Annotated in this window: 11 protein-coding genes and 1 pseudogene; 1 reads left to right on the top strand and 11 read right to left on the bottom strand. The window is 63.6% G+C overall.

What is annotated here, in order from left to right; all coding sequences use genetic code 11:
- Window positions 1-33 precede the first annotated feature (33 nt).
- Window positions 34-669 carry an isochorismatase family cysteine hydrolase gene (locus ACLBXX_RS16275; RefSeq protein WP_447658889.1) on the bottom strand — a complete coding sequence of 212 codons (636 nt, stop codon included), beginning with the start codon at window positions 667-669 and terminating at the stop codon, window positions 34-36.
- Window positions 666-1292, bottom strand: coding sequence for a TetR/AcrR family transcriptional regulator (locus tag ACLBXX_RS16270; protein WP_447658888.1), 627 nt, complete (start codon window positions 1290-1292; stop codon window positions 666-668). Before ACLBXX_RS16270 ends, ACLBXX_RS16275 begins: the two co-directional genes overlap by 4 nt.
- A gap of 122 nt (window positions 1293-1414) precedes the next feature.
- Between ACLBXX_RS16270 and ACLBXX_RS16265 the strand changes: the two genes are divergently transcribed.
- Window positions 1415-2395, top strand: a complete 981-nt coding sequence (locus ACLBXX_RS16265) for an MDR family oxidoreductase (protein ID WP_447658887.1) — start codon at window positions 1415-1417, stop codon at window positions 2393-2395.
- 255 nt (window positions 2396-2650) lie between these two features.
- Here the strand turns inward: ACLBXX_RS16265 and ACLBXX_RS16260 are convergent, their stop codons facing one another.
- The 9 genes and pseudogenes from ACLBXX_RS16260 to ACLBXX_RS16220 form a co-directional block, all read right to left on the bottom strand.
- Entirely contained in the window at window positions 2651-3682 is a 1032-nt protein-coding gene (locus ACLBXX_RS16260; RefSeq protein ID WP_447658886.1) for a LacI family DNA-binding transcriptional regulator, read from the bottom strand.
- Between the two features lie 11 nt (window positions 3683-3693).
- Window positions 3694-4893: a hypothetical protein gene (locus ACLBXX_RS16255; protein ID WP_447658885.1), complete on the bottom strand. Its 1200-nt coding sequence runs from the start codon at window positions 4891-4893 to the stop codon at window positions 3694-3696.
- A gap of 30 nt (window positions 4894-4923) precedes the next feature.
- Window positions 4924-5790 (bottom strand): carbohydrate ABC transporter permease, encoded by an 867-nt coding sequence (locus ACLBXX_RS16250; protein ID WP_447658884.1) that lies wholly within the window; start codon window positions 5788-5790, stop codon window positions 4924-4926.
- The gene (locus ACLBXX_RS16245; RefSeq protein ID WP_447658883.1) at window positions 5787-6788 is read right to left on the bottom strand and encodes a carbohydrate ABC transporter permease; all 1002 of its coding nucleotides are present in this window, start codon (window positions 6786-6788) and stop codon (window positions 5787-5789) included. The genes ACLBXX_RS16250 and ACLBXX_RS16245 overlap by 4 nt, the downstream gene beginning before the upstream one ends.
- Window positions 6769-8025 (bottom strand): ABC transporter substrate-binding protein, encoded by a 1257-nt coding sequence (locus ACLBXX_RS16240; protein ID WP_447658882.1) that lies wholly within the window; start codon window positions 8023-8025, stop codon window positions 6769-6771. The genes ACLBXX_RS16245 and ACLBXX_RS16240 overlap by 20 nt, the downstream gene beginning before the upstream one ends.
- A gap of 569 nt (window positions 8026-8594) precedes the next feature.
- Window positions 8595-9022: pseudogene (locus tag ACLBXX_RS16235) on the bottom strand (hypothetical protein); the annotation flags it as partial.
- A 980-nt stretch (window positions 9023-10002) separates the two neighbouring features.
- Entirely contained in the window at window positions 10003-11469 is a 1467-nt protein-coding gene (locus ACLBXX_RS16230; RefSeq protein WP_447658881.1) for a mannitol dehydrogenase family protein, read from the bottom strand.
- Window positions 11470-11496: 27 nt separating this feature from the next.
- Window positions 11497-12531: a zinc-dependent alcohol dehydrogenase gene (locus tag ACLBXX_RS16225; RefSeq protein ID WP_447658880.1), complete on the bottom strand. Its 1035-nt coding sequence runs from the start codon at window positions 12529-12531 to the stop codon at window positions 11497-11499.
- A 105-nt stretch (window positions 12532-12636) separates the two neighbouring features.
- Window positions 12637-13638, bottom strand: coding sequence for an ABC transporter substrate-binding protein (locus ACLBXX_RS16220; RefSeq protein ID WP_447658879.1), 1002 nt, complete (start codon window positions 13636-13638; stop codon window positions 12637-12639).
- Window positions 13639-13876 lie beyond the last annotated feature (238 nt).

The raw sequence follows: 13876 nt of genomic DNA, 5'->3' as shown, positions 1-13876 counted from the left end.
TTTCTTGCGTCGCGGTCTGCGGCGCACGTCTGTTCATGCCGCGGAAGGCACTGGGACGAGGGCACGGACGACTTCTACGGTCGTGAGGATCTCGTGCGCAAACGTCGGGGCGTTGATGGTGTGCGCAGCGTGCATCGCGTCAGCGCTGTATGCGGCGGTCGCGTCAGGGACGAGTGTGACGTGATGCCCCGCTTCCATGGCGAACCGACCGGTCGACTCCACGCAGGTGTTGGCCAAGAGCCCAACGATGATGACGTGGTCGATGCCGCGCTGACGCAACTGCTGGTCCAGATCGGTGTTTGCGAACCCGGACTGCGCCCAGTGCTCAGAAACCACTACATCTCCGTCGAGCACGGGGAATTCGTCATGGAACGTCCCACCCCAGGTGTCCTTTGCGAACAGTTCGAGACGCGCGGCACTGAGCTGCGAGGCGTTCGGGAACCGCCATTGATCGGTGTCGCCAGGCATCCACCGGCGGTGAGGCACGAAGAACACCCGCGCCCCGGCCAGCCGCGTCGCGGAGACGACGGCGCGCATGCGCTCGACGGTCCTCACTGCGGCGGCGACCTCGGCCACGGCAGGCCAGAGTTTGCCCGTTTCGGCGAGAAAGTCATTGTATGGATCCACGACGAGCAGCCCAGTCTGAGTCGGGTCGTATCGGGTTGTCATCCAGCTTTCCTGTCTCCCGGGTTCCAATTTCGAAAGTGCGCGGCGAGCAGCCGGTCGATTTCACCCAGCAGACCATCGGCGGTCGACTCCACTAACCGCGCGTCGGAGAGGGTCAGGAAGATGACCGCGAACACCACTCGTGCGCTCGCCTCCGCCGCAGGTCGTCCCACAGCACGTGTGTCGACGAGCACGTCCTCAAGCTGCTTCTGAAAGGTTTCTACAAGCTCTATCGCCTCACCTCGATAGCGCTCAGCCGCCGGACCGTAGACGATCTCGTGCAGATACGCCCGGCCATTCTCGGCATGCCGGCGATGGCAGACGAGTACGGGATGCAACAACGCCAGCACGCGATCCCGCAGCCCCTGCTCGTGCGATTGGGCTGACCAACCGTCCCGTAGCGATTCAGCGAAGTACCGGTTGTAGATCATCACCAGCAGTTCGGTCTTAGTCGCCACGTACTCAAAGAGCGTGCCCGTTCCGACATCGGCACGACTGGCGAGCTCTTGCGTCGTCACCGTGGACACCCCGCGTGCCTCGAACAACTCCGCGCCCGCCTGAAAGATCCGGGCGAGTTTCTCCTGTTTGTTTCGTTCCCGTCGTCCTATCGGGATCTCTTCGTCCACCAAGTACCCTCTGCCTTCGGAGTCTGCGTTCGCTCAGGTTTCGAGTATAGTCAATTTTGAGCGTGCTCGACTTTGTGCCGAACCGGAGACGTCGGTCTCCATTAGTTCCTAAGGAGGTGCTCGTGCGAGCAGTGGTGATCGAATCCCGGGACCAGCGGGCCCGTCTCACCGAGGTTGACGAGGAGACGCTCCTCGACGGAGCGGTCGAGTTGGACGTCCACTTCTCCTCGTACAACTACAAGGATGGCCTCGCCGTAGCAGGGCTGGGCGGCGTCGTGCGGTCCTGGCCGCTGATCGCCGGCATCGACCTCGTTGGCACCGTGACCGCCTCAAGCACCGAACACTGGCTCACTGGTGACGTTGTCGTGCTAAACGGCGACGGCCTCAGTGAGTACCGTCACGGTGGTTTCGCAACCCGAGCCAGAGTCAGCCCCAATGCCCTGGTGCGTCTTCCTACGGCGCTCACTCCGGCGCGGGCGGCCGCAATCGGCACCGCCGGGTTCACTGCCATGATCGCCGTTCTCAAGCTGGAAGACGCCGGTGTCTGGCCCGACTCGGGCGAGATCCTCGTCACAGGCGCCGCAGGAGGCGTCGGTAGTGTTGCGATCGCCCTCCTCGCGCATCGTGGGTATCAGGCCGTAGCCTCCACCGGGCGCGCCGCCGAGCAACGCAACTACCTTGAAAGCCTGGGCGCCGCAAGGGTTATTGATCGCCGCAGCCTCTCGGACCGGACTGGCGAGCCGCTGCAATCGCCACGCTGGGCGGGAGCCATCGACTCCGTGGGGAGCACGACACTCGCCAACGTTCTCGCACAGACCAGCTATGGCGGAACTGTGGTTGCCTGCGGTCTCGCTCAAGGCGGCGACCTGCCCGCCAGCGTGCTGCCTTTCATTCTGCGCGACGTGTCTCTCACGGGCGCGAACTCGGTCGACGCCCCCGTCGCTCTGCGGCAGCGCGCGTGGGGTGCGCTTGCTACAGAGCTCGACACCGATTTGCTCGACGCCATGACAACAACAATCCGGTTGGGCGACACGATTCCTTATGCCGCCGAGGTCCTTCGCGGGCGCACACGTGGTCGAACCGTAGTCGATGTTCACGAATAGGCCAGCGTCCGACCTGAGGTGCATGGACGCGACAGACTCTCACCGCTTCCTTACAACTTCGACAAACACGGAATCCCGCGGACGAGCATTGTGGCCGTTGACGTGAATGCCATCCCTAGGTCCATCAATCAGCTTTGAAGAGGGCCGCCGCGATGGGGGATCGCGTGATCACGGCGGTCACCGGGATGCGCGGATCCGAGCCGCCCGCCGCACTACTCTGAGCGGTGCACCAGATCGAGCCCTCGACCTCACGTCTCAGGGGCGAGCCGTCGTGCCGCGGACGACGAGCGACTGGGGAACGAGTCGATCGGTCGCAGGAGCGTCGTCCCGGCTGGACGGGTGATCGATCATGCTCATGAGCAGAGAGACACATCGATTAGATGTCTCTTCTAGATCCTGCCGGACCGTCGTCAACTGAACGGTCGCAAGCGACGCATAGAAGACGTCGTCGTAGCCCGCAACCGAAACGTCCTGCGGCACCGCGTATCCCAGGTCTTCGAGCTCACGTATCACGCCGAAAGCCATGTAGTCGTTGAGTGCCAAGATTCCGTCCGGGAGGTCGCGGTGCTGCAGGAGGTCGCGGACGATCGTGGCGCCCGATGCACTGCTGATCTCCCTGCAGGGAACGATCCAATCCGGGTCCAGCGGCACACCTTGTGCCTCGAAAGCCTGCTGATAGCCCCGAATGCGTTCAGAGGCCACAGGTACGGATACGTCTTCGGTAACGAGGTACCACAGTTCGCGGTGCCCGTTCTGGAGTAGCCAACTTGTGAGCTCGAACGCCCCCTGCGCGTAATCTCCGCGCACACATACATCCTCGAACCCGCTGTAGAAGGAAGTGCAGAACACGAGTGGGATTCCGGCATCCGCGAAGGCACCCAACTTCGCGTACGGATTGGATGCCGCATTCTGCGGCATGATGACCACACCGTCGACTTGCTTGTCGACGAAGTTCTTCAGGATCCGGGCTTCGCGCTCGAGACTGCCGCCGGAGAGGGACAGCATCAGCGAGTAGTTGAGTTGCTCGCAGCTGTCGGCGACGTGTCTGACCAGACTGCCGTAGTAGGGGTTCTCCGTGTCGGGACAGACGAGTCCGATCGTCATCGTCTTCTGCGTGGCGAGCCCGCGCGCCATCGGATTCGGGCTGTAACCCACCTCGGCGACGTAGTCGAGAACACGCTGCTTGGTGATGGCGTTGACAGTCGGTCTGTCATTGAGCGCAAGCGACACCGTGGATTCGGACACTCCCAGTGCTTGCGCTATGTCTTTCAGTCCCAGCCTCGGCACTCAGAACTCCCTCACAGGCCGTAGCCGAGTTGGGGAGCGTGCCCGTTAAGGTCGGGCCCGAAGAACTTGAAGACCACGAGCGGCACGCTACCAGTGTTCTTTACCGAGTAGCCGCGGACCGCGGCCTCGTGACAGACAAGCAGCTCATCTTCGCACCGGTGCAGTTCGGGCGCGCCGGCGACAACGCGATGCCGGCCGATCTGCCCCTCACCACGCCACACGAAGATGCTGTGGACTCCCTCCTCCACGCTCAGGAACTCGGCACCCGGATCGACGCGCAACCGCTTCCCGCTGAACTTCGTTGTGCCGTAGTAGATCCACTCCTCGAAAGTGTTCCCCTGGAGCATGCACTCGATCGGGATCGGTCGAAGGTGTCGATGCTCGAAGAAACGAGGGTCCGAGCTGGCGTCCCAGTCGACCTGATCCAGGACCGCGTCGACGCCGCGCGCGGCAACCTCGTCCGGCTCGACATCCTTGAACAGCATGGTCTTGTCGATGGCGTGCCCCTGTACCACCGGTTGCATGATCGCTCCCACGTCGGACGGCTCCTGAATTTCCAGCGTCAGCGCGGTCCCTGGAGCGTGGAGAATGCCCGAATCGATGAGAAAGCCCTCGCCCGGCACGTTGACGAAGCCCATCGAGTACTTTAGGACATCCGCTTCGCCAGCTGTCCACTCGTTCAGGATGTCGCGGAAGTAGTCGAGGTGGAGCCCCCGCTCCACGAGGAAGCGTTGCACGCCGAAGAAGGACTCCGGATGGTCTCCCATGGGTGCGTCGAGGAAGTGGTAGGCCTCGTCCTTCGGTACCTTGCCCTGCGACTGAAGATGTTCGGCCCGCTGGTGCATGTGGAAGAAGAGTCGCGTGCCGAAGTCGAAGATCTTCACGAGCCGTCCGAGCGTGTCATGCGTCGCGGCGTAGTTCTCGCCCATGATCAGCACGGGGTGCCGAGCGATCGCGTCGGCGACGGTGATGGATTCGCCCGGAATGTCGAGTTCGGAGAGCCCCTCCCCCGAGGCATCGTCCCCGGCAAGGGTTTCGGAGCACAGCCAGCGCTCCATGATGAGACCGCGCTCGCCCTGATCGTAGTCTTCGGGCGCAAGACCGAGCCTGAGGCCGGGCTCGAGGAAGTTATGGGCGATCCATGTCGGGCGCACAGGCAGGACGCCGTCGTTGTCATGGACAAACGCAGCGATCACATCTGTTGAAGTCATAGTCGTAGCTTTCTGGTGAGGGGAGCGAGTTCAGCCCTTGAGGCCGGTAGAGGTGACGGCCTCGACGAAACGGCGCTGAAGCGCGAGGAAGAGCGCGATCGTAGGAACAGCCGCAATGATGGAGATGGCCATGAGCAGCCCGTACTGACGCGCAGCAGATGACTCGCTATAGCTGGCCATGATCGTCGACAGTCCAACGGGCAGGGGCATCGACGCGTCCGTGAACGTGACCAGCAGCGGCCAGAAGAAGTTGTTCCAGGAGTTCACGAAGGCGAGAATGACCATCACCGCGATGGCCGGCCCGGCGAGCGGAACGAATATCCGCCACAGAATCGTCCAATGGTTCGCGCCGTCAAGGCGCGCCGCTTCGACGTACTCGTCAGGCATGTTCGAGAAGAACTGGATCAGCAGGAACACTGTGATCGCCTCGGCGATCTGCGGCAGGATCACTGCAGTCTGGGTGTCCATCAAGTTCCACGAGCGAACGTACCCATAGACGGGGATCGCTGTGAGCTCGCGAGGGATCATGATGGTCGCGAGCAGCACGATGATCAGTAGTGGCTTGAACCGAAACTGAATCTTCGCGATCGCGTAGGCCGCGGTGACGTGCGTGAGGAAGGTCAGACCTATCGTGGCTACGGCGATCACAACGCTGTTGAACATCCAGTTGCCGAGTGGGTACTGGGTGAGCGCCCGCTGGTAGTTCTCAAAAGTAGGTTCCCGGGGGATCCAGTTCACGTCACCGTTGAAGATCTCTCCGGTCGTCTTGAGGGATGTAGAGATCATCCAAACGATCGGTGCCAGAGCGAGCGCGGTGATCGCGATCATGCAGACGTAGAGGATGACGCGGAGGGCGATCCGCCCTGCGCGGGGCCGGTTGAGTACGGCAATGCTCATCGCGCGACCTTTCTAGTCAGGCGTCGCAGCGGGCGGCGGCTCGCGCGGTCCCGGAACAGGACAAACACGACCGCGGACAGGAGTCCGATCACCGCGAACAGCGCAGTGCCAATCGTCGCGGCGTAGCCGAGGTCGAACTCCTTGAACCCCTTGATGTACATGTACTGGACGAGCGAGAGCGTGCTATAGCTCGGGCCGCCGGAGGTCATCACGTACACCTGACCGAACACCTGCATCGAGTAGATGACGGTCGTGATGACCACATAGAAGGTCGTGTTCTTCATCAGCGGGATGGTGATACTCCATAGCCTGCGCCACGGCCCTGCCCCGTCGATCGACGCCGCGTCCATCAATTCGGCCGGGATGTCCTGCAACGCCGCGAGATAGATGATCACGTTGTAGCCGACCGTCCACCAGATCGAAGTGAGAGCAATGCCGATCATCGCCGTAGCTGGGTCCGTGAGGAAATAGATCGGACCGAGCCCAAGCATCTCGAGATAGTGATTCAAAAGCCCGTTAGTGCCATCGAGGATCCAGCGCCAGGTGATGCCGACGACGGTGACCATCAGGATGTACGGCAGGAACACCGCTCCCCTCGCCACAGTGCGCCCGCGAAGCTTGACGTTCAGCAGAAGTGCGATGACGAAACCGAGAACGACGTTAACCGGGCCGACGTACAGGAGGTACTGGAAGGTGTTGCGCAGCGCGGTGAAGAACAGCTCGTCGTTGGCGAGGTGCGTGTAGTTCGCCGCACCGATGAATTCACCGCCTCCCTGCAGGTCGACCTGCATGAAGCTGAACGCGATGTTGATGAAGATCGGCGCGATCTTGAAGACGACGAGGAACGCCATGAAGGGCGCCAGCAAGAGCGCAAGCCAGAACAGCTCGCTCCGCCGGCTAGCGCCCATGCCACGACGACGCGCGGTGGGAGAGGGGCGATCCCCCCGGGGACGCTGTGCGCCCCCGGGGGTGATTCGCTCAGCGAGCGAGGATGCCATCGGTGCTCTCCGCTGCCTGGTCCAGCGCGTCTTGAGGAGACTTATCGCCGCGAACGCCCTCGAGCACGGCTGTGAGCACCGGTGAGAGGGGGTTGTCTGCGCCGAGTTCGGCGGTCTTGGGGATCAAGGGCTCGTAGTGCACGTCATCGGCCTGCGCGATGAAGGCCGCGGCTTTGTCGTATGTCGGAAGTGACTGGTACTCCTCCGATTCGACGACCTTCTTCGACGCGGGAATCTGGCCGCTGCTCTCGCCCCACTTCAGCGAGTTCTCCGCGAGGTAGTTGACGAGCTTCTTCGCAGCCGCCTGCCGGTCCGGGTCGGAGTTGCCGGAGGGGATGGTGATGGTGTGCGATCCGGCCCACGTGCCGGCCTCGTCGAAGATCGTCGGGAACGGGGCGACCGTGTATTCCATGCCCGATTCGTCGGCGCTGGGGATGAACCACGGCCCTTCGATCACCATCGCGGTCGTGCCGGCAAGGAAGTCGCGATCGATGTCGCTCTGTTGAGGCGGCGCCACCTTGTCGACGTTGACCAGGTCGGAGAGGAATTGGAGGGCATCCGTGCCGGCCGCGTCGTTGAACGTCGCCTCGGTGTCGTCGCTGTTGAGAAAGCTTCCACCCGCCTGATAGAGAAGGCCGTACCAGTAGCGCATGGAGTGAGCGTGGTCGCTGCCGATGCCGATGCCGTACTGCTCACCCGTGGTGAGCTCATGCGCGATCTCGAGGAACTGCTCTTTGCTGGTGAACTCTATGTTCGGGTCGATACCGGCCGCCTCGAACGCCGCGACGTTCTTGAATACGCCCATCGGGTGGTAGTCGAGTGGGATCCCCCACTGAGTTCCGTCGTACGTGTTCCCTGCCCACACCGGCGCGGCGTAGTCGCTCTCGTCGATGCCGAGATCGGAGGTGATGTCATCGAGCGGCGTCAACATGTTGCGCGAGGCGAAGTTCGCGATGTCGGTGGCGTGCATGATCACGACGTCGGGCCCGGAGGGTGTGCCGTAAGCGGTTCCGAACTTGGTGAACATCTCGTTCCACGGCGCGGTGTAGAACGTCACGTCGATTCCTGGATTCGCAGTCTCGAAGTCTTCGACGATCGACTTCATGGCGTCGCCGTCAGCACCTTGGAAACCAGCCCAGAGGTTGATCTTGGTGACGTCGCCGTCGCCCCCGCTGGTGCTTGCGCAGCCCGCGAGAACCAGCGATGCGGCAGCGGTCAGTGCCGCCGCCTTGAGCAATTTTGACATGGGGTCTCCTTTGTCCCGATTCCTCTGGGCACGCGATCGCGACATCGACTACGAGGTCACCGCGGGGCGAGCGGTCGGCCGTTCGCCGGGTTAGGGCCGACGGGTCGGTCGCACTTGCCAGAGTGTGATGGCGCACTTGACATCACATCCCGCGATGCAATTTCAAGCGCTTGAATTCTGCTTCAGGTAAGCACCTTGTCATGTAAAGCGCTTGAAATCAAGAGTCACTTCGAACTGGGGTTCAAAGGATCTGGGACAGAACCCCTTCGGTGACGTCGCCGCCTCTCCACACTCACAGCGGTGGCGAGGTTGCTAGGTCTATCGATTCGAGGAACTTTGACTCGCCGGCAAGCACCCGACGCTTCCCGGGCTCTGAGCCAGGACTGATTGAGTTGGCGGCTAGATCAACCGGCGGCGAACCGCCCTCGTAGCGTTTTCGACCGTGCTCTGCAGGTCGGTGCTCGGAGGCCATGACATAGGTGGCGTGGGCGAAGTCGACAACGGCGCTGGGGACAGGCAAGATCCTTTCGTCCGCGGCGGCGAAGGTTCCGCTGAGCCGGCTAGCTGTGATGTCCAGGCAGGTTGTTGATTCTGCTGATGGGTGTGGCTCGGATTGCGGAGTGGCGCCTGTCGTGATTGTAGAAGTGCATCCAGCCGGGTAGGGCTTGAGGGCGTTTCGTTCTCGGATTGATAGAGGCGGGCGTATGCTCAGCCGTCCGCGAGAGTGTGGTGGAAGCTCGTAGCGGCGCAGGTGTTCTCCAGTGAGGCGGTCGATGTGAGTGGGCCGGTTGGTCCGGCATCGCACCAGCACGGCATGGACGGTCGACGCGACCCGCCCCAGCTCACCCGCGATCTGCACTCGACCCAGGCGGCGCCGCCACCGCAGCTGCACAATCCGCTTCACCGTCGCTGGTGGGGTCCTGGTCGGCATCGTCCCAGGGCGGCTCGAGCGAGCTGCCATCCCGGCCGTCCCCTCGGCCCGGTGGCGGCGTCTTCGCCCGTGAGCCGATCACGCGCGCGAAGCGACGTCCCTGGACATCACAGCTAGCCCCCGAAAGTCCCCGTGGCGCGGAAGCGAGACTGGGTCGATGTCGCTCCCAAGCCCACGTGCCGCGCGGTCAGGCTCATTGTCCTGCGACGACAGCTTGAAGTTGATCGCGATAAGGAGCTAGGCCAGTTCGCTGTGCGAGCTCTTGGATACGCAGCTGTGTCAACGCCGTGATGCGATGCCTCGACTCCATTGATCCGGGGGCAACCAACGACCTCACGGTCTCCTTACCCAGACCTGCATCACGAGCCACGGCCCGTAGAGAGTACCCCTGGGCCATGAGCATCCGGACGATCTCGCGGGCTGTCACCGCGTCAGTCAGTTCGGGTGGGGGGAGCACTCCTGTGCTGCGGGCCCGAGCGGTCTTGTATTGGCGGCGAGCGTCCACGCAGGTCAGCCCATCAGCCCCGGCTGGGCATTGGCGTCTTTCCCGGCATCCAGTGAGGTACCCCCGCGACGTTCCATGAAGGACCGCTGTGCCGTCGCCGTTCATGCGCCGGGCGCGGTAGGCGTCATAGTACTGCCGGCGAGCATCCGTGCAACTGACCTTGCCTTCGGACCAGTTCGGGCACTCCTCTCGGCGGTGACACCCCCTGCGATAGCCCCAGACCGTTCCATGAACCGGCTGGTTCAAAGAAGCGGCGGATGCGTCCTCGTCGCTCTGTTCCGCCGCCCCTGTCGCATGCCGCGGGATGGGCTGATCGCTGGGGAGCAACCGCAGGGAATAGTCGCCGCGCGCACGAGCGGCCGCCTCCACGCAGGTCAGAAAGTGCGCTGACCGGTGAAAGCGGCATGCACCGCTAGACCGGCATCCGGAGTCGAACCCGGCCGGACTGCCGTGAACCACTCCCGCCTGGGCCGACTCACCAGCGGTCGGCGGCCGGGTTGCGCCAGGAGGGAGGTCGGACCCGCTCATGGCATCACACGTCGACCCGGGTGCGGACCGCCACCTCCAGCGCCGACGCCACACTTTCGTTCATGCGGGCGCGCATTGCGAGGTACTCGTCGGTGAACGCGTAAGCGCTCGTGAGCACAAGCGGTCGGAATGTGGGGAACCGCAAGACGTTGAACGGATTCTCGCCCGCGAACGCGTCCCATTCCGTACGGGTCAGCGATGGCTCGGTGACCTCGATGGCCCCACCGTTGTCATCACTGCCTGCGAGGTACTGGGTATAGCAAGCGAACAGGAAAGCTTCCCGGCGAATGTCGGCGCGCTTCTCGATAAGTTCGCGGATGGTTGCGGTGTGGAACACCGGGATCTTCGCCGCGCCGTCCGTCGCGATCCGGATCAGCTGATCGCCGACGGCGGGATTGGCGAATCGGTCCAGGATGAGTTGCTTGTATTCCTGGAGGGAGACCCCTTCCGGTGCGGTGAGAAGTGGGATGACGTCTGTCTCCATGAACACGTCCAGCAGTTCCCGCAGCCGCTCGTCGCGCATCGCCTCGTCGACGTACCGGTATCCGAGCAGCAGGCCCGGGTAGGAGAGCAGCACATGCGAGGCGTTCAGCATGCGGCCCTTCACCGCCTCGAACGCGTGCACATCGGGACGCAGCTGCACCCCGACGCTCTCCAGTGCAGGGCGACCGGCTGGGAACTCATCCTCGATCACCCACTGGAGGTAGCTCTCGCTCATCACCGGAAGAAGATCGTCAATCCCGGTTTCCGCATTCAACCGCACGCGATCCTCGTCGGTAACGTATGGGGCAATCCGGTCGACCATCGAGTTCGGGAACGACACGTTCGCATCGATCCAGTCAGCCAGCTCTGCGTCGACGGCAGCCGCGTACCCTACGACCGCGCGCCGGGTAGTCGAGCCGTTCTGACGCAGGTTGTCGCAGGAGACGACTGTGAACGGGACGGTGTCTGCTTTGCGCCGTCGCCGCAACGCTTCCACCAGAAATCCGAACACCGTCGTCGGCGCGTCTGCTGCGAGACCTGCCTGAACCGCGGGGTGGTCCACCTGGAACACACCGGTGGTCTCGTTCAGCAGGTAGCCGCCCTCGGTGATCGTCAAAGTCACGATCCGCAGGTTCGGGTCAGTGAGCACCGACAACACGCGCTCTGGGTCCGATGGGGCATGCAGATAGTCGATCATCGACCCCACTATCTGAGACCGGCTGCTCCCGTCCGGGGCGTATTCGGTGAGCGAATACAGCCCGTTCTGGGCGTGGAACTTCTCCGCCTTGTCCCGCGCGGCCTCACCATCGCTGAGTCCGATGCCGACAATCCCCCAGGACAAGTCCTCCCCCTGACGGAGAATGCGATCGATGTAGAGGGCCTGGTGGACGCGGTGGAAGTTGCCGACCCCGAAGTGCGCGATGCCGGCGCGCACGTCGGAACGGTCGTACGGCAGTTCACGGGTGGCGGCTTCGGTGATGGATGTCACGGGCGTTCCTTAATTGATGCGGGCGAATCAGTCGGTGACAGTCCGGGTCAGGACGACTTTGACTTCCTCGCCGCCGGCGGACGCGGCGAACGCGGCTGCGGCCTCCTCGAGCGGGTACTGCGAGGTGATGAAGTCGGCCGGGGAGACGGCGCCGGACTGGATGATCTGGATCGCGCTCTCGTAGTCCTCCGGCATGTAGGTGGCGCTGCCCTGGATGCGCACCTGGAGGTCCTGCACCTCCGGAAGCGGGATGGTGACCGGGCGCGCGGGGACGCCGACGATCATGACGGTTCCGGCCTTCAATGCCAGCTTGATCGCTTGGTCGACGGTGGACTGAATGGAGACGCAGTCGAAGATGACGTCGGCACTTTCGCCCAACTCGGCACGGACGGCTTCCACCACGTCCGGGCGGGTGCCGTCGAACACGGCATCCGCGCCCAGGCGGAGAGCGCGATCCCGCTTGCTCTCCAGAACGTCGGTCATCACGATCTTCCGGGCGCCGCCGTAACGCGCGGCTGCGAGTACGAGCAGACCGATCGTTCCGGCGCCGATGATCACGACGGCCTTCCCCTCGACACCGCCGCTGAGGCGGACCGCGTGAACAGGGGTGGACAGCGGCTCAATCAGCGCGGCCTGCATGTCGCTCAGCCCGGCTGGGATCAGGTGGACGCGGTTCGCGGGGATCGTGAAGAAGTCCGCCATTCCGCCTTGGTCGTAGCCGCAGCCGAAGAACCGCAGGTTCTCGCACAGGTTGTGTCGGCCGGTGCGGCACATCTTGCATTCCCAGCAGGGCAGCGTGGGCTCGACGGTGATGTGGTCGCCGACTTGCACGTCGGTGACGTCAGCACCGACCTCTCGGACAATGCCGACCACCTCGTGACCGGGCAGGTACGGCAGTGGGACGAACGGGTGATGCCCCGCCGCTGCGTGGGTGTCCGATCCGCAGACCCCGCTGACCGTGGTCTCCACAAGGACCTCGTTGGGGAGGGGCTCGGGCTTGGTCGCGTCGATCAGGAGGACTCCCTCGTCGCGGACGACGACACGGCGCATGGTCTCGGTCATTGCTCTCTCGTTTCGTTCGAATTCTCCGGGGACGTGTCCCTGGAAATCGTTGGATGGGGTGTGGGGCGCGATCTGTCGTCAGCGCCCCACACCACCGCTAGTGGGTCAGCAGCTGGACTTGTAGACGTAGTCGGCACCCTCGGTGTCGACGTTGTCCTGCGTGATGACGGCGAAGTCGGTCTGGATCTCCTTGGTGACCTTCTCGCCCTTGATGGCGGCGACAGCCTGCTCGACGCCGTCGCGACCGATCTGCTCGGGCGACTGCGCGATGAGGGCCTGCACTGTGCCCTCCTTGAGCTGCTTGATCTGGGCGGGGCCGGCGTCGAACCCGACGATCTTCACCTGGCCTTCCTTGCCTGCCTGGCGGATGCCGGTCGCGGAACCCTCCGCAGACGCGGTGTTGCCGGCGAACACACCGACGATGTCGGGGTCCTTTGCCAGCGCGGCGGTGATCAGGCGGGCGGCCTCAGCGGGGTCGTTGTGGCTGTACTGCACGCCGACGTACTCGAAGGAAGAGTCCGCGTTGACCGCGCCCTCGAAGCCCTTGACGCGCTGGTCGAGCGTGGAGACTCCGGGGTCGGTGGACATCACGAGCACCTTGCCGCCGTCGGGGACGAGTTCCTTGAGGGCGGAGAACGCCTCCGCTCCCCCGCCGACGTTGTCGGAGGCGATCGACGACACGGCGATCGAGGGGTCGTCGATGGTCGTGTCGACCAGGACCAGCTTGATCCCGCTGTCGACCGCGGCCGTCAGCGGGGCCGTCAGTGCTGAAGTGTCCGTCGGCGAGGTGATCAGCGCATCCGGCTTGGAGGCGATGACCGTGTCAAGGATGGGACGCTGCAGCGTGGGGTCGAACTCGGTCGGGCCCTGCGTGTCGACAGAGACGCCGAGGTCGGCCGCGGCCGCCTCCACCCCACACTTCATGCTGATGTAGAACTCGTCGCCGATCAGGCCCGGCACGAACGCGAGCTTGATGTCCTCGTCCGCTGCTCCCGCTGTGTCCGAAGCCGCCGGCGCGCTGCTCGAGCAGCCGGCCAGGGCCAGAACCACCGCGGTCGTGGCGACCATTGCGCCGAGCGGCTTGGAGAACTTGAGGTTCGACTTCATTGTGGACACTCCTCTGTGAGCTGTGTGCTGTGATCACGTGCCGGCGGCACGATCTCGGGTATTGCACCTTGAGATTCACGGGCTCTCAAGGTGAAGGTCGACGCGCCTTTCGCTCACGACGCATCTTCGCGAAAGGCGTGGTGTCCGTTCCGTTGGAGCAGTCCCTGGAGCGGCTGGTGCGACGGCCTCGGAAGTAACCGTAGAACGGTGTGTCACCGGTGTCAAGCCTCAATATGTC

It is taken from the genome of Microbacterium sp. C23T (assembly GCF_053345975.1).
The sequence above is the reverse complement of the archived record's forward strand: the minus strand, read 5'-3'. Positions and strand labels throughout refer to the sequence as shown.